Source organism: Salmonella sp. SA15303, assembly GCF_029962125.1.
In the GTDB taxonomy this organism is placed as follows: Bacteria; Pseudomonadota; Gammaproteobacteria; order Enterobacterales; family Enterobacteriaceae; genus Salmonella; species Salmonella enterica.
In genome coordinates, this window is record NZ_CP123924.1 from 811,898 (window position 1) to 827,616 (window position 15,719).

13 protein-coding genes and 1 other RNA gene are annotated in these 15,719 nt (G+C 54.8%); 10 read left to right on the forward strand and 4 right to left on the reverse strand.

The features are described 5' to 3' along the window. Nucleotides 1–58: 58 nt before the first annotated feature. On the forward strand, nucleotides 59–805 hold the full coding sequence (locus QEN31_RS03935; RefSeq protein WP_000669854.1) for an oxidative stress defense protein: 747 nt from the start codon (nucleotides 59–61) through the stop codon (nucleotides 803–805). A gap of 265 nt (nucleotides 806–1,070) precedes the next feature. Here the strand turns inward: QEN31_RS03935 and argP are convergent, their stop codons facing one another. Beyond that, nucleotides 1,071–1,964 (reverse strand): DNA-binding transcriptional regulator ArgP, encoded by an 894-nt coding sequence (gene argP / locus QEN31_RS03940; protein WP_099949609.1) that lies wholly within the window; start codon nucleotides 1,962–1,964, stop codon nucleotides 1,071–1,073. A 153-nt stretch (nucleotides 1,965–2,117) separates the two neighbouring features. Here argP and rpiA point away from each other — a divergent pair, with 153 nt between their 5' ends. Continuing rightward, nucleotides 2,118–2,777 carry a ribose-5-phosphate isomerase RpiA gene (gene rpiA / locus QEN31_RS03945; protein ID WP_000189741.1) on the forward strand — a complete coding sequence of 220 codons (660 nt, stop codon included), beginning with the start codon at nucleotides 2,118–2,120 and terminating at the stop codon, nucleotides 2,775–2,777. 265 nt (nucleotides 2,778–3,042) lie between these two features. Beyond that, a complete protein-coding gene (gene serA / locus QEN31_RS03950; RefSeq protein WP_001151627.1) occupies nucleotides 3,043–4,275 on the forward strand; it encodes a phosphoglycerate dehydrogenase in 1,233 nt (410 codons plus the stop codon). Between the two features lie 380 nt (nucleotides 4,276–4,655). Here the strand turns inward: serA and QEN31_RS03955 are convergent, their stop codons facing one another. The 3 genes from QEN31_RS03955 to zapA all read right to left on the reverse strand — a co-directional run bounded on the left by QEN31_RS03955 (nucleotide 4,656) and on the right by zapA (nucleotide 5,827). Continuing rightward, nucleotides 4,656–5,252 (reverse strand): 5-formyltetrahydrofolate cyclo-ligase, encoded by a 597-nt coding sequence (locus tag QEN31_RS03955; protein ID WP_001520956.1) that lies wholly within the window; start codon nucleotides 5,250–5,252, stop codon nucleotides 4,656–4,658. A 20-nt stretch (nucleotides 5,253–5,272) separates the two neighbouring features. Then, a non-coding RNA gene (ssrS, locus tag QEN31_RS03960) (6S RNA) lies at nucleotides 5,273–5,456 on the reverse strand. A gap of 41 nt (nucleotides 5,457–5,497) precedes the next feature. Further along, nucleotides 5,498–5,827, reverse strand: coding sequence for a cell division protein ZapA (zapA, locus tag QEN31_RS03965; protein ID WP_001276011.1), 330 nt, complete (start codon nucleotides 5,825–5,827; stop codon nucleotides 5,498–5,500). A gap of 166 nt (nucleotides 5,828–5,993) precedes the next feature. On the opposite strand from zapA, the gene QEN31_RS03970 reads away from it, so the two are divergent. The 7 genes from QEN31_RS03970 to gcvP all read left to right on the forward strand — a co-directional run bounded on the left by QEN31_RS03970 (nucleotide 5,994) and on the right by gcvP (nucleotide 15,417). Further along, nucleotides 5,994–6,572, forward strand: a complete 579-nt coding sequence (locus QEN31_RS03970; RefSeq protein WP_000027236.1) for a YecA/YgfB family protein — start codon at nucleotides 5,994–5,996, stop codon at nucleotides 6,570–6,572. A gap of 25 nt (nucleotides 6,573–6,597) precedes the next feature. Next, the gene (pepP, locus tag QEN31_RS03975; protein ID WP_000193679.1) at nucleotides 6,598–7,914 is read left to right on the forward strand and encodes a Xaa-Pro aminopeptidase; all 1,317 of its coding nucleotides are present in this window, start codon (nucleotides 6,598–6,600) and stop codon (nucleotides 7,912–7,914) included. Then, nucleotides 7,911–9,089 carry a 2-octaprenyl-6-methoxyphenyl hydroxylase gene (gene ubiH, locus QEN31_RS03980; RefSeq protein WP_000111140.1) on the forward strand — a complete coding sequence of 393 codons (1,179 nt, stop codon included), beginning with the start codon at nucleotides 7,911–7,913 and terminating at the stop codon, nucleotides 9,087–9,089. Before pepP ends, ubiH begins: the two co-directional genes overlap by 4 nt. A gap of 125 nt (nucleotides 9,090–9,214) precedes the next feature. Further along, the gene (ubiI, locus tag QEN31_RS03985; RefSeq protein ID WP_001192144.1) at nucleotides 9,215–10,417 is read left to right on the forward strand and encodes an FAD-dependent 2-octaprenylphenol hydroxylase; all 1,203 of its coding nucleotides are present in this window, start codon (nucleotides 9,215–9,217) and stop codon (nucleotides 10,415–10,417) included. A gap of 454 nt (nucleotides 10,418–10,871) precedes the next feature. Next, nucleotides 10,872–11,966, forward strand: a complete 1,095-nt coding sequence (gene gcvT, locus QEN31_RS03990; RefSeq protein ID WP_000068738.1) for a glycine cleavage system aminomethyltransferase GcvT — start codon at nucleotides 10,872–10,874, stop codon at nucleotides 11,964–11,966. Nucleotides 11,967–11,991: 25 nt separating this feature from the next. Further along, a complete protein-coding gene (gcvH, locus tag QEN31_RS03995; RefSeq protein WP_000073211.1) occupies nucleotides 11,992–12,381 on the forward strand; it encodes a glycine cleavage system protein GcvH in 390 nt (129 codons plus the stop codon). A 162-nt stretch (nucleotides 12,382–12,543) separates the two neighbouring features. Continuing rightward, nucleotides 12,544–15,417, forward strand: a complete 2,874-nt coding sequence (gene gcvP / locus QEN31_RS04000) for an aminomethyl-transferring glycine dehydrogenase (protein ID WP_000194975.1) — start codon at nucleotides 12,544–12,546, stop codon at nucleotides 15,415–15,417. Nucleotides 15,418–15,719 lie beyond the last annotated feature (302 nt).

Below are 15,719 nucleotides of genomic sequence, written 5' to 3' on the forward strand. Positions count from 1 at the left end.
AGCTTGCCTGCATGCGCCCTGTATATCAGGGCAATGACTGCAATATGGAGGAGAGACTGTGAAGTTCAAAGTGATGGCCCTGGCGGCATTAGTGGGTTTAAGTGCAATGTCGGCGCAGGCAAGCGAATTGCCGGAAGGCCCGCACATCGTGACTTCCGGTACGGCAAGCGTCGATGCTGTGCCTGATATCGCCACCTTAGCGATTGAAGTGAACGTCGCGGCGAAGGACGCGGCGACGGCGAAGAAGCAGGCCGATGAGCGCGTGGCGCAATATCTTTCCTTCCTTGAGCAAAATCAGATTGCGAAAAAAGACATTAGCGCGGCGAATCTGCGCACGCAGCCGGATTATGATTACCAAAACGGTAAAAGCATTCTGAAAGGGTATCGTGCGGTGCGAACCGTTGAGGTGACGCTGCGTCAGTTAGATAAACTTAATTCTCTGCTGGACGGCGCGCTGAAGGCGGGTCTGAACGAGATTCGTTCGGTATCGCTGGGCGTGGCGCAACCGGACGCCTATAAAGACAAGGCCCGCAAAGCCGCCATTGATGACGCGATTCATCAGGCGCAAGCGCTGGCAGCCGGTTTTAACAGCAAATTGGGGCCGGTTTACAGCGTTCGTTACCATGTCTCTAATTATCAGCCGAGTCCGGTGGTGCGAATGATGAAAGCCGCAGATGCTGCGCCGGTATCTGCGCAGGAAACTTACGAGCAGCCGACCATTCAGTTCGACGATCAGGTCGATGTGGTATTCCAGCTTGAACCTGGAACAGGGCAGACGTCGACAACGGCCGCCAGCACGCAGTAATCTCACCCGGCCTGGGCGCTTCCAGGCCGCGTTTTCTCCCGGTGTTCTCGTTTTTTGCTCCGTATTACGCATTGAAATGAAGATTTGCTAATACGGTGAGCGTTTTGAATCGCCTTGTCGCCAGCAAAAAATAGCCAATGGCGCGTCGTTTTTTGCCGCCTGAACGCAATGATTTTGTGATGAACTTCAAAGAAGTGACGAGGGAATAATGGGTCATGCAGGCCGGATAAGACGTTCACGCCGCCATCCGGCATTCATAGAGAGGCTAATTCTGACGCAGCACCTTGTGCCCGTACTCCAGCAGCGCGTCGGTCACTTTGCGCATCATCCGGCTTTCCGGGGCAAAGCGGTGCCAGTAAAGCATCCGGCGCTGCAGCAAACCAGGCGTTAAGTTGATCAACTCGCCGCTTTCCAGCTCTTTCTCAATCTGCAGGTGAGGGATCATGCAGCAGGTCGTGCCCTGACGCGCAAGCTGTACAAATGCTTCGGATGAATTAACGATATGGCACGGCACGCTGCCGGGCGGTAGATCGAAATTCTGTTGCAAAAAGGCCTGATGCATATCATCCAGATGGTCGAACGCGACGGCGGGCGCTTTTAGCAGCGACGACCGGGTAACGCCATTGGGGAAATAGCGCTCGGCAAACGGCTTTGACGCGACAAACAGATAGTCGAGTGCGCCCAGTTTGTCCACCAGGCAACTGGGTAGCGCCTGATGCTGAATACTCACCGCGCCCACCACCTCGCCGCGCCGCAGACGTTCTTGCGTGCGCGTTTCATCTTCCACCTGTAAATTGAGACGGATAGGGGAGTCCGCCAGTACCGGCGCCAGCGCCGGAAGCAGCCAGGTCGCCAGACTGTCGGCGTTAACCGCCAGCGACAGCAGCAGCGGCGTAGAGCCGGTTTGTTCATCGCCCAGCCACTCTTCTTCCAGCAGTTCAACCTGACGCAGCAGAGCCAGTAATTTTTGCCCTTGCTCCGTGGGGCGAGGAGGAACGGTACGCACCAACAAAGGTTGTCCGAACATATTCTCAAGCTGTTTTATGCGCTGTGAGACGGCGGATTGCGTGATGCACAGCTTCTGGGCGGCGCGCTCGAATCCTCGTTCACGTATAACGGCATCCAGCGCCTGTAGTGTTCTGTAGTCCGGACGTTTCATTGTTGTGTCATGCTCCTGTTATTTTTTTCCGCACTATGACATAAATTTGCCGTCGGTACAGATGAAATCCGTAGCCTGTGTACGGACACGGAGATTTTTCCCGACAATGTTCTATAATGCGGCTGTATTTTCACACCACAGGCGAAACGATCTATGACGCAGGATGAACTGAAAAAAGCGGTAGGATGGGCGGCACTTCAGTATGTACAGCCCGGCACCATTGTGGGCGTTGGTACAGGCTCAACGGCCGCACACTTTATTGATGCGCTGGGCACAATGAAAGGCCAGATTGAAGGCGCGGTCTCCAGCTCGGACGCCTCGACTGAAAAACTCAAAGGCCTCGGTATTCATGTGTTTGATCTCAACGAAGTGGATAGCCTGGGCATCTATGTCGACGGCGCGGACGAAATCAACGGTCATATGCAGATGATCAAAGGCGGCGGCGCGGCATTAACCCGTGAGAAAATTATTGCTTCCGTGGCAGAGAAATTTATCTGTATTGCGGATGCCTCTAAACAGGTGGATATTCTTGGCAAATTCCCGTTGCCGGTCGAAGTGATTCCGATGGCGCGCAGCGCGGTCGCTCGTCAACTGGTGAAGCTGGGCGGGCGTCCGGAGTACCGTCAGAACGTGGTCACGGATAACGGCAACGTGATTCTGGATGTTTATGGTATGGAAATCCTTGATCCCATCGCGCTGGAAAACGCCATTAACGCGATTCCGGGCGTCGTGACCGTAGGGTTGTTCGCCAACCGTGGCGCCGATGTCGCACTGATCGGCACGCCGGACGGGGTGAAAACCATCGTAAAATGATCCCGCCAGGCGTATTTCCTGCCGCGTAAAAAATTCGGTCAGGGCAAATTTGGTGACATGTATCACGTTTAATCGTTTGCCCTGCCGATCCCTCCAAAGAAAAAGTTATTCCCGGTATTTTCATCTGCTATTTCCCGCTGTATGCGATTCCTTCACGACGCTGGCGCAAACGTTCATATTGCCGTGATAATTTTTTTTGATATGTTGAAGGACGGATGCAAATCCACACACAACATCAGATGGCAAAAAAGACAGGATCGGGGAAATGGCAAAGGTATCGCTGGAGAAAGATAAAATTAAATTTCTGCTGGTTGAAGGGGTGCATCAAAAGGCGCTGGAAAGCCTTCGTGCGGCAGGTTACACCAACATTGAATATCACAAGGGCGCGCTGGACGCTGAACAGTTGAAAGCGTCCATCCGCGATGCCCACTTCATCGGTCTGCGATCCCGTACTCATCTGACAGAAGAAGTGATTAACGCCGCAGAGAAGCTGGTGGCGATTGGCTGTTTTTGCATCGGCACCAACCAGGTGGATTTAAATGCGGCGGCAAAACGCGGTATTCCGGTCTTTAACGCGCCATTCTCGAATACCCGTTCCGTGGCGGAGCTGGTGATTGGCGAGCTATTGCTGCTGCTGCGCGGCGTGCCGGAAGCGAACGCCAAAGCGCACCGCGGCGTATGGAATAAACTGGCGGCGGGATCGTTCGAAGCGCGCGGTAAAAAGCTTGGCATTATCGGTTACGGCCATATCGGAACGCAGTTGGGCATTCTGGCGGAATCGCTGGGGATGCATGTCTATTTCTATGATATTGAAAATAAACTGCCGCTCGGTAATGCAACTCAGGTGCAGCATCTGTCTGAATTGCTGAATATGAGCGATGTGGTCAGTCTGCACGTACCTGAAAACGCCTCCACCAAAAACATGATGGGCGCAAAAGAGATTGCCCTGATGAAGCCGGGTTCGCTGCTGATTAACGCCGCGCGCGGTACGGTGGTAGATATCCCGGCTTTGTGCGACGCGCTGGCGACGAAACATCTGGCGGGGGCGGCTATCGACGTCTTCCCGACGGAACCGGCCACTAATAGCGATCCGTTTACCTCTCCGCTGTGCGAATTCGATAACGTGATCCTGACGCCGCATATCGGCGGCTCGACGCAGGAGGCGCAAGAAAACATCGGTCTGGAAGTCGCAGGAAAACTGATTAAGTACTCGGATAACGGCTCGACGCTGTCCGCCGTGAACTTCCCGGAAGTGTCGCTGCCGCTGCACGGTGGTCGTCGCCTGATGCACATCCACGAAAACCGCCCGGGCGTATTGACCGCGCTTAACCAGATCTTTGCCGAGCAGGGCGTTAACATTGCCGCACAGTATCTGCAAACCTCCGCCCGAATGGGGTATGTGGTAATTGATATAGAAGCCGATGGCGATGTGGCGGAGAAAGCGCTGCTGGCGATGAAGGCGATTCCGGGCACCATTCGCGCCCGTCTGCTGTACTAATTTCCGCTAAATGGGCAGGAGATGACCTGCCCATCCTTTCTCTGGTTTCCCTGCCTTAACATCTCTTCGTGTAACGCATACATTCTGTTTTCGAGCCTTGCCGCAATTGGTAATTAAAGGCAGCGTTGCGTGTTGTACAGCAATAAAAGGAATTTACGATAAGGGCTCAGCATAGCGCTGAAACGGGAAAGCCCCTACCGAGGCAGGGGCTCTAAAAAGGAAAGGGACGATGATGAGATACGTCATCATGCTGCTGATCCTGTTAATCATCGCTTGCCCAGCATATTAACAGTGAGTACGCAGGAGGGAGGTTCGCCTCCCTCACCCTTCACCGAGAAATTTAGGTCAAAAAAGCGACGCTGTCAATCGACAAAACACGGCTACCACTCCCAAATTTTGGACGGCGTCACCACCGCAGGCAGCGGGATATCCCACTCTTTAACCGGCAACTTTTCCACTAACTGGCAATCATGCGCGTAGCCCACAGGTAGGATCTTATGCTGCTGCCAGTTTTGCAACGTACGGTCATAAAATCCGCCGCCCATCCCCAGGCGCTGCCCGTCTTCGTCAAACGCGACTAACGGCGTTACCAGCACATCCAGCTTTGCCAGCGGCAATACGTCGCGGACATCAAGCCGTGGCTCCTGAATCTTTAAGCGGTTGGTCACCAGCACACTCTGCGGATAATAGTGCAGGAACAGGAGGTTGCCAGGGCTGAAGGGATGAAGAACCGGAAGGTAGACGCGCTTGCCCGCTCGCCATAGCTGTTCAATCAGCGGCTGGGTGTCGAGTTCGCCATCAAAGGAGAGAAACACGGCGACAGTGTGCGCCATCACGACGGGAGGAAAGCTGAGCATTCGGGCGGCGGCCTGTTGACCAAAACGGCGTTGCTGCTCTGGCGTTAGCGCACGGCGACGTTGCCGAATCATCCGGCGGATTTCTTGTCGTGATAAAGAGAGTTCGGGAAGTTGCGTCATGGCTGTCGCCAGTCAGAAGGGGAATCTCCGAGATGCCGCCGCAGGCTGTAACCCTTGAACCCTTGGTTCAAGGTGAATGTGTCGTCACAGTTTTAAGGCTTCTCGGACGAACCGAGCATGCTCACCAACCGCGGAGCGCCACATTCTTGTGGTATGAAATATCGGCTCAGGGGACTGGCCCGCTTGCAAACATCTCAGAGAAATTCTGTTTTCACAATCACTTTACCATAGTAAAGCGAAAAGTGTTATTCAAAGTTTTGGCCCGTTTTTTCGGTTATGCGACCTTGATCAAGCAACGCCTGTTCGATGGTCTGTTGTAGCATCCGAATACGTTGTTCCATGCTCGCCGCGTAATCGCGGGTCTTCGCTTTTTCCTGAGTTAACTCATAGCTGATATTCAATGCGGCAATGAAAACCAACTGCTCAGTATTTGTGACTCTAGTGCGAACTTTCAGATCTTGCAACCGCTGATTCAGATCGTCCGCAGCCTGATTCAACGCATCCCTTTGGTCAGGCGGGCAATTCACTCGCAGTGAACGGCCAAATATTTGGATATCGACGGGTTGTGCAGACATGCCACCTTCCTGCTGATTGACTGCGCTGCCTTCGTCTCCAGACCCAGGGTCCGCGAAGGGGCGACACTATAGCTACCCTGGTGTGAAGATACAAGCCCTTTTCTGGTTCACCAGGGTCCAAAGTGGTAGCATATCATGAATATCCTCCCTTTGATGACGAATGCTTATGTCTATACAGAACGAAATGCCTGGTTACAACGAAATGAACCGGTTTTTGAATCAACAAGGGGCCGGTCTGACCCCGGCTGAAATGCATGGTTTAATCAGCGGGATGATTTGCGGCGGCAACAACGACAGCTCATGGCAGCCGCTGTTGCACGACCTGACGAACGAAGGTCTGGCCTTCGGGCATGAGCTTGCTCAGGCGCTGCGCAAAATGCACGCGGCGACCAGCGACGCGCTGGAAGACGACGGCTTTCTTTTTCAGCTTTATCTGCCTGAAGGCGACGATGTCAGCGTATTCGATCGCGCAGATGCCTTAGCCGGGTGGGTTAACCACTTTTTGCTTGGCCTCGGCGTAACGCAGCCTAAACTTGATAAAGTCACCGGCGAAACGGGTGAAGCGATTGACGACCTGCGTAATATTGCGCAGCTTGGTTATGATGAGAGCGAAGATCAGGAAGAGCTGGAGATGTCGCTCGAAGAGATCATCGAATATGTCCGTGTTGCGGCGCTGTTATGTCATGACACTTTCACGCGCCAACAGCCGACCGCGCCGGAAGTGCGTAAACCGACGCTACACTAAGAAAAAACGAAATGGAGGCCATGTCATGACTCAGCAGGAATACCAACGCCGTCGCCAGGCATTACTGGCGCAAATGCAGCCCGGCAGCGCCGCGCTGATCTTTGCCGCGCCGGAGGCGACGCGCAGCGCAGACAGTGAATATCCGTATCGCCAGAGTAGCGACTTCTGGTATTTCACCGGTTTTAACGAACCGGAAGCCGTGCTGGTACTGATTAAGAGTGATGACACCCACAACCACAGCGTTTTGTTCAACCGCGTTCGCGACCTGACGGCGGAAATCTGGTTTGGTCGCCGTTTAGGACAGGATGCCGCGCCGGAAAAACTGGGCGTTGACCGGGCGCTGGCGTTTAGCGAAATCAACCAGCAACTCTTTCAGTTGCTTAATGGTCTGGATGTGGTGTACCACGCGCAGGGCGAATATGCGTATGCCGACGAGATTGTTCTGGCTGCGCTGGAGAAGCTGCGTAAAGGCTCCCGCCAGAATCTGACCGCGCCGGCCACCATGACTGACTGGCGACCGATCGTCCATGAGATGCGCCTGTTCAAATCGCCGGAAGAGATTGCTGTCCTGCGCCGCGCCGGGGAAATTAGCGCGCTGGCGCATATCCGCGCGATGGAAAAATGCCGTCCGGGGATGTTTGAGTATCAGCTGGAAGGAGAAATTCACCACGAATTTAATCGCCACGGCGCGCGCTATCCCTCCTATAACACCATTGTCGGCAGCGGCGAAAATGGCTGTATCCTGCATTACACTGAAAACGAAAGTGAAATGCGCGACGGCGATTTAGTGCTTATCGACGCAGGTTGTGAATATAAAGGTTACGCGGGCGATATCACGCGTACTTTCCCGGTGAACGGGAAATTTACGCTAGCCCAGCGTGAAATTTATGACATCGTTCTGGAATCGCTGGAGACCAGCCTGCGACTGTTCCGTCCTGGTACCTCTATTCAGGAGGTGACCGGCGAAGTCGTGCGCATCATGATAACCGGGCTGGTGAAGCTGGGGATTTTGCAAGGAGAGGTTGATCAACTGATTGCCGAAAATGCGCATCGTCCTTTCTTTATGCATGGCTTGAGCCACTGGCTGGGGCTGGATGTTCATGATGTCGGCGTTTATGGGCCGGATCGCTCCCGCATCCTGGAGCCGGGCATGGTGCTGACCGTAGAGCCAGGCCTCTATATCGCGCCGGATGCCGACGTGCCGGAAGCGTATCGCGGCATTGGCGTTCGAATTGAAGATGACATTGTCATTACCGAAACCGGTAATGAAAACCTGACCGCTGGCGTTGTGAAGAAGGCGGATGACATTGAGGCATTAATGGCGGCGGCGCGGCAGCAATGAGCGTCATTATCGTTGGCGGCGGCATGGCAGGCGCGACGCTGGCGCTGGCCATCTCTCAGTTCAGTCATGGGACGTTGCCGGTACACCTGATTGAAGCGAAAGCGCCTGAAGCCGACGGTCATCCCGGCTTTGACGCCAGAGCGATTGCGCTGGCGGCGGGCACTTGTCAGCAACTGGCGCGAATTGGCGTCTGGCAGGCGATTTCCGATTGCGCAACGGCAATCAACACCGTACACGTCAGCGATCGCGGCCATGCCGGATTTGTGACTCTCGACGCGCAGGACTACAGTCTGGCAGCGTTGGGGCACGTTGCGGAGCTGCATGATATCGGGCTGCGTCTGTTTGCGCTCTTGCGTAAAGCGCCAGGCGTTACGCTGCACTGCCCGGAGCGCGTAGCCAGCGTGTCGCGTACCCAACAGCAGGTTAACGTCACTCTGGAAAACGGCAATGTGATAGCTGGCAGCGTGCTGGTGGCGGCTAACGGTACCCACTCCGCGCTCGCGTCAGCCTGCGGCGTTGACTGGCATCAGGAGCCTTACGAACAGTTAGCGGTGATAGCGAATGTCGCAACCGCTATCCCGCACCAGGGACGCGCCTTTGAACGTTTTACCCCCAATGGCCCGCTGGCGATGTTGCCGATGTCGCATGGCCGATGTTCGCTGGTTTGGTGTCACCCGCTCGACCAGCGCGATGAGGTGCTGAGCTGGTCCGACGCGCAGTTCTGCCATGCATTGCAGGCCGCGTTCGGCTGGCGGCTGGGGCGAATTACTCAGGCCGGTAAGCGCAGCGCGTATCCGCTTGCCCTGACTACGGCGGCGAAAGTGTTTTCTCACCGGACTGTCGTGGTCGGCAATGCGGCGCAGACGTTGCATCCTATCGCCGGACAAGGGTTTAATCTCGGTCTGCGCGATGTCATGAGCCTGGCGGAAACGCTGGTCGCGGCACAGGACGCGGGCGAGGATATTGGCGCCTGGCACGTGTTATCGCGCTATCAGCAGCGTCGTCAGGTTGACCGGGATACGACGATTGGCGTAACGAACGGTCTGGTCCATCTGTTTGCAAATCGTTGGGCGCCGCTGGTTATTGGGCGCAATATCGGTTTAATGGCGATGGAATTATTACCACCTGCGCGCGATGCGCTGGCACAGCGGACCTTAGGTTGGGTTGCGCGTTAAGCCGATCTGTAGGCCGGATAAGGCGTTCACGCCGCCATCCGGCATCGTGTTCGTAAAAATACCGGATGGCGGCTTCGCCTTATCCGGCCTACGGTTTTGATTGTTCCGGTTTCCAGGAGTAAATAGTGCAAAGTGTTGATGTAGCAATAGTTGGCGGAGGCATGGTGGGACTGGCTGTCGCCTGCGGCTTGCAGGGGAGCGGTTTGCGCGTTGCGGTACTGGATCACGTTGTCCCCCAGCCGTTGGCGAACGATGCGCCGCCTCAGCTTCGGGTGTCGGCGATTAATGCCGCCAGCGAAAAACTGCTTACCCGTCTTGGCGTATGGTCAAACATTGTGGCGCGACGGGCAAGTTGCTACCACGGTATGGAAGTCTGGGATAAAGACAGCTTTGGCCGTATTACGTTTGATGACGCAAGCATGGGATATAGCCATCTGGGGCATATTGTTGAAAACAGCGTCATTCACTACGCATTGTGGCAAAAAGCGCAGCAAGCGGCGGATATCACCTTAATGGCGCCAGCGGAGTTACAGCAGGTTGCCTGGGGAGAGAACGACGCCTTCCTGACTTTAAAAGACGGCGCGATGTTAACCGCGCGTCTGGTGATTGCCGCGGATGGCGCCAACTCCTGGCTGCGTAACAAAGCGGATATTCCCTTAACTTTCTGGGACTACCGTCACCATGCGCTGGTAGCGACTATCCGCACCGAAGAGCCGCACGGCGCGGTTGCTCGCCAGGTGTTTCATGGTGAAGGTATTCTGGCGTTTTTGCCGTTAAGCGATCCGCATCTGTGTTCCATTGTCTGGTCGCTTTCTCCGCAGGATGCGGAGCGTATGCAACAGAGCGGCGACGAGGCGTTTAACCAGGCGTTGACTATCGCCTTCGATAATCGGCTGGGCTTATGCCGCCTGGAAAGCGAACGGCAGGTTTTTCCGCTGACGGGCCGCTATGCTCGCCAGTTTGCCGCGCATCGTCTGGCGTTGGTCGGTGATGCCGCGCACACCATCCATCCGCTGGCAGGGCAAGGCGTCAACCTCGGCTTTATGGACGCGGCCGAACTGGTGGACGATCTGCGCCGGCTTCAGCGCCAGGGCAAAGACATTGGCCAACATCTTTATCTCCGTCGTTATGAGCGTAGCCGTAAACATAGTGCGGCGATGATGCTTGCCGGGATGCAAGGTTTTCGTGACCTGTTTGCCGGCGAAAACCCGGCAAAAAAATTGCTGCGCGACATCGGACTGAAACTGGCGGACACGCTCCCCGGCGTCAAACCCCAACTGCTTCGCCAGGCAATGGGGCTAAACGACCTTCCGCAATGGCTTCGTTAAGCGTCTGACTGCACGCCAGCAAGAGTTTGAAACCCGTCACACTTTGCTTTCCCGGCTATCGCGCCGGGGGGCTTTCCTCGTTTGAAATAATCTAATTTCACCGCTTATTTCGCATTATATTTTCTAATGCCACTATTTTTTGCGAACGAGATTTTCGACATTTTTTCCACATTTAATATTAATTTATGTTGTGATAAATCGTATCAGCTTCATTTTTATGGAGGTTATTTAGCGTAATAGTGGTTTTTTGTGCTGATGGGGTTTTGGCGTTTTTTAGTCATAAGCTAATGTGATGGTAAATTCAGCCTTATGGTTTAGCGCCTGGTTCGGTGGTAAGTTCAGGAGCAAGAGAACGTTTGCGTCGGCGCAGGAAAAAGGGCGTCGATGCCAGGTTTCGTGGCGAAGATTTCCCATGAAAATGGTTGTTAGCCCCCGCTAATTCAACGAGGAAAAGATGGCCCAACAGACGCCTTTGTACGAACAACACACGCTATGCGGCGCCCGCATGGTCGATTTTCATGGCTGGATGATGCCCCTGCATTACGGCTCTCAGCTTGATGAACACCACGCTGTGCGCACCGATGCCGGGATGTTTGATGTATCGCATATGACCATTGTCGATCTTCATGGCAGCCGCACACGAGAGTTTCTACGTTATCTGCTGGCAAACGACGTCGCGAAGCTAACGAAGACGGGTAAAGCCCTCTACTCCGGTATGCTTAACGCATCGGGCGGCGTGATTGATGACCTTATCGTCTACTACTTCACTGAAGATTTCTTCCGTCTCGTTGTTAACTCCGCCACCCGCGAAAAAGACCTCTCCTGGATTACCCAACACGCTGAACCTTATGCCATCGACATCACCGTTCGTGACGACCTGTCGCTGATTGCGGTACAGGGGCCGAATGCGCAGGAAAAAGCGGCGACTCTGTTTACTGACCAACAGCGCCATGCAGTAGAAGGTATGAAGCCGTTCTTCGGCGTTCAGGCGGGCGATTTGTTTATCGCCACCACCGGTTATACCGGCGAAGCAGGCTATGAAATCGCCATGCCGAATGAAAAAGCGGCGGATTTCTGGCGTGCGCTGGTGGAGGCGGGCGTGAAGCCGTGCGGTCTTGGCGCGCGCGACACGCTGCGTCTGGAAGCAGGCATGAACCTGTACGGTCAGGAGATGGATGAAGGTATCTCTCCGCTGGCGGCTAATATGGGATGGACTATCGCCTGGGAACCTGCTGACCGCGACTTTATTGGCCGTGAGGCGCTGGAGATGCAGCGTGAAAAAGGCCATGAGCAGCTTGTCGGTCTGGTGATGACCGAGAAGGGCGTATTGCGTAATGAATTGCCGGTGCGTTTTACCGATGCGCAGGGCAATCAGCAAGAAGGCATTATCACCAGCGGGACGTTTTCCCCAACGTTGGGCTACAGCATTGCGCTGGCGCGCGTTCCGGCGGGCATCGGCGAGACGGCGATTGTACAAATTCGTAACCGTGAAATGCCGGTAAAAGTGACTAAACCTGTTTTTGTGCGTAACGGCAAAGCCGTCGCGTGATTCATCCTTTTTTGGAGATTAATTGATGAGCAACGTACCCGCAGAACTGAAATACAGCAAAGAACACGAATGGCTGCGTAAAGAAGCGGATGGCACTTACACCGTTGGCATTACTGAACACGCTCAGGAGCTGTTGGGCGATATGGTTTTTGTTGATCTGCCGGAAGTCGGCGCGACCGTAAGCGCGGGCGACGACTGCGCCGTGGCGGAGTCCGTAAAAGCGGCGTCCGACATTTATGCGCCGGTAAGCGGCGAGATCGTGGCGGTAAACGATGCGCTGAGCGACTCCCCGGAGCTGGTGAACAGCGAACCGTATACCGGTGGCTGGATCTTTAAAATCAAAGCCAGCGATGAAAGCGAACTTGAATCGCTGCTGGATGCCACCGCGTATGAGGCATTGTTAGAAGACGAATAATGTTGTGCCGGATGGCGCTAATGCTTATCCGGCCTACTCACTGCAACGCGAATGATTTTGCGTATTCGTTTTCGCACGCGTAGGCCCGGTAAGCGTCAGCGCCACCGGGCAATTGAGTTAGAGACAATCACGATTCACTGCACGTTTCAGGAACCATCGCCCATGACACAGACGTTAAGCCAGCTTGAAAACCGCGGCGCTTTCATTGAACGCCACATCGGACCGGACGCCGCACAGCAACAAGAGATGCTGAATGCGGTTGGCGCCGAGTCGTTAAACGCGCTGACAGGTCAGATTGTGCCGAAAGACATTCAGCTCGCGACTCCGCCGCAGGTTGGAGAGGCGGCAACCGAATATGCCGCACTGGCGGAATTAAAAGCCATCGCCGGGCGTAACAAGCGCTTCACGTCGTACATTGGCATGGGCTACACCGCCGTGCAGCTACCGCCGGTTATCCTGCGCAACATGCTGGAAAATCCAGGCTGGTACACCGCCTACACTCCTTATCAGCCGGAAGTCTCTCAGGGGCGTCTGGAAGCGCTGCTCAACTTCCAACAGGTGACGCTGGACCTGACAGGGCTGGACATGGCTTCCGCCTCGCTGCTGGATGAAGCGACCGCCGCCGCTGAAGCGATGGCGATGGCAAAGCGCGTCAGCAAACTGAAAAATGCCAACCGGTTCTTTGTCGCCTCTGATGTCCATCCGCAAACTCTGGACGTCGTGCGTACTCGCGCCGAAACCTTTGGCTTTGACGTCATTGTGGATGACGCGGCGAAAGCACTGGATCACCAGGATGTGTTTGGCGTGCTGTTACAACAGGTAGGCACCACGGGCGAAATTCACGACTACAGCGCACTGATTACTGAGCTGAAATCCCGTAAAGTTGTGGTCAGCGTCGCCGCCGATTTTATGGCGCTGGTGCTGCTGACGGCTCCGGGCAAACAGGGCGCGGACATTGTTTTCGGCTCTGCGCAACGCTTCGGCGTACCGATGGGGTACGGTGGCCCGCATGCGGCGTTCTTTGCCGCCAAAGACGAATTTAAACGCTCCATGCCAGGCCGTATTATCGGCGTCTCAAAAGATGCGGCGGGCAATACCGCACTGCGCATGGCGATGCAGACTCGCGAGCAGCATATCCGCCGTGAGAAAGCGAACTCCAACATTTGTACCTCGCAGGTACTGCTGGCTAACATCGCCAGTCTGTATGCCGTTTATCATGGTCCGGTCGGTCTGAAGCGCATTGCGAATCGTATCCACCGCCTGACCGATATTCTGGCGGCAGGTCTGCAACAGAAAGGCTTAAAGCTGCGTCATGCGCACTACTTCGACACCCTGTGTGTGGAAGTGGCTGATAAAGCTGCGGTACTGGCGCGTGCGGAAGCGGCAGAGATCAATCTGCGCAGCGATATTCATAACGCGGTGGGTATTACGCTCGATGAAACCACCACCCGTGAGAATGTGGCGCAGTTGTTCAATGTTTTGCTGGGCGACAGCCACGGTCTGAACATTGAAACACTGGATAAAGACGTGGCGCTTGATAGCCGTTCCATTCAGCAAAGTATGCTGCGTGACGATGCGATTCTGACGCATCCGGTATTTAACCGTTACCACAGCGAAACCGAGATGATGCGCTATATGCACTCGCTGGAGCGTAAAGATCTGGCGCTGAACCAGGCGATGATCCCGCTGGGTTCCTGCACCATGAAGCTGAACGCCGCCGCCGAGATGATTCCTATCACCTGGCCGGAATTCGCTGAACTGCATCCGTTCTGCCCGCCGGAACAGGCCGAAGGATATCATCAGATGATTAGCCAGCTTTCTGACTGGCTGGTGAAACTCACCGGGTACGACGCCGTCTGTATGCAGCCTAACTCCGGCGCACAGGGGGAATACGCGGGGCTGCTGGCGATTCGTCACTATCACGAAAGCCGCAACGAAGGTCATCGCGATATCTGCCTGATTCCGGCCTCTGCTCACGGCACTAACCCTGCTTCTGCACATATGGCAGGAATGCAGGTGGTGGTAGTCGCCTGTGATAAGAACGGCAACATCGACCTGGACGATCTGCGGGCAAAAGCAGAACAACATGCTGCGAACCTTTCTTGCATCATGGTGACCTATCCGTCCACCCACGGCGTGTATGAAGAAACGATCCGTGAGGTGTGTGAAGTTGTGCACCAGTTCGGCGGTCAGGTTTACCTTGACGGCGCGAACATGAACGCTCAGGTCGGCATTACCTCACCGGGCTTTATTGGCGCGGACGTTTCGCATCTTAACCTGCATAAAACTTTCTGCATTCCGCACGGCGGCGGTGGCCCAGGCATGGGACCGATCGGCGTGAAAGCGCATCTGGCACCGTTCGTACCGGGTCATAGCGTGGTGCAAATTGAAGGGATGCTCACCCGTCAGGGCGCGGTGTCTGCGGCGCCGTTCGGCAGCGCCTCCATTCTGCCAATCAGCTGGATGTACATCCGCATGATGGGCGCAGAAGGCCTGAAGCAGGCAAGTCAGGTCGCGATTCTTAACGCTAACTACATTGCCAGCCGTCTGAAAGATGCCTATCCGGTACTGTATACCGGTCGCGATGGCCGTGTGGCGCACGAATGTATTCTTGATATTCGCCCATTGAAAGAAGAAACCGGCATCAGCGAGCTGGATATTGCCAAGCGTCTGATCGACTATGGTTTCCATGCGCCAACCATGTCGTTCCCGGTGGCGGGCACGCTGATGGTAGAGCCGACGGAATCTGAAGGTAAGGCCGAGCTGGATCGCTTTATCGATGCGATGCTGGCTATTCGCGCAGAGATTGACCAGGTGAAAGCGGGTGTCTGGCCGCTGGAAGATAACCCGCTGGTGAACGCGCCGCACATTCAGAGCGAACTGGTCGCCGAGTGGGCGCATCCGTACAGCCGTGAAGTTGCCGTATTCCCGGCAGGCGTGGCAGACAAATACTGGCCGACGGTGAAACGTCTGGATGATGTTTATGGTGACCGCAACCTGTTCTGCTCCTGCGTACCGATTAGCGACTACCAGTAATTTACTGATTCGACTGTCTTCTAAAGGCGCTTCGGCGCCTTTTCAGCTTGTTAATAAAATGCGCTTTGTTTGTGTCGGATGCAGTGTGAGCGCCTTATTCAGGCTACAAAGTGTTACTAATTCAATATATTACAGTAAATCGTTGGCTCCTGTCAGGCAACCTGGCGTTTGTATCAGTGTATTAGCCAGAATTAAATTACCGGTTTTTTAGAGTCTAATGATTCATTGTGCATCATTTTTACCTTGCTGTTATTTAATAAAAATAACACGGTATATTTACATGTGGTTACAAATAGTTTCTC

What these genes read in the sequence shown, in the direction of transcription:
- argP (WP_099949609.1), bottom strand. Translation starts at nt 1,964, where the DNA reads ATGAAACGTCCGGACTACAGAACACTACAGGCGCTGGATGCCGTTATA.
- rpiA (WP_000189741.1), top strand. Translation starts at nt 2,118, where the DNA reads ATGACGCAGGATGAACTGAAAAAAGCGGTAGGATGGGCGGCACTTCAG.
- serA (WP_001151627.1), top strand. Translation starts at nt 3,043, where the DNA reads ATGGCAAAGGTATCGCTGGAGAAAGATAAAATTAAATTTCTGCTGGTT.
- QEN31_RS03955 (WP_001520956.1), bottom strand. Translation starts at nt 5,252, where the DNA reads ATGACGCAACTTCCCGAACTCTCTTTATCACGACAAGAAATCCGCCGG.
- zapA (WP_001276011.1), bottom strand. Translation starts at nt 5,827, where the DNA reads ATGTCTGCACAACCCGTCGATATCCAAATATTTGGCCGTTCACTGCGA.
- QEN31_RS03970 (WP_000027236.1), top strand. Translation starts at nt 5,994, where the DNA reads ATGTCTATACAGAACGAAATGCCTGGTTACAACGAAATGAACCGGTTT.
- pepP (WP_000193679.1), top strand. Translation starts at nt 6,598, where the DNA reads ATGACTCAGCAGGAATACCAACGCCGTCGCCAGGCATTACTGGCGCAA.
- ubiH (WP_000111140.1), top strand. Translation starts at nt 7,911, where the DNA reads ATGAGCGTCATTATCGTTGGCGGCGGCATGGCAGGCGCGACGCTGGCG.
- gcvT (WP_000068738.1), top strand. Translation starts at nt 10,872, where the DNA reads ATGGCCCAACAGACGCCTTTGTACGAACAACACACGCTATGCGGCGCC.
- gcvH (WP_000073211.1), top strand. Translation starts at nt 11,992, where the DNA reads ATGAGCAACGTACCCGCAGAACTGAAATACAGCAAAGAACACGAATGG.
- gcvP (WP_000194975.1), top strand. Translation starts at nt 12,544, where the DNA reads ATGACACAGACGTTAAGCCAGCTTGAAAACCGCGGCGCTTTCATTGAA.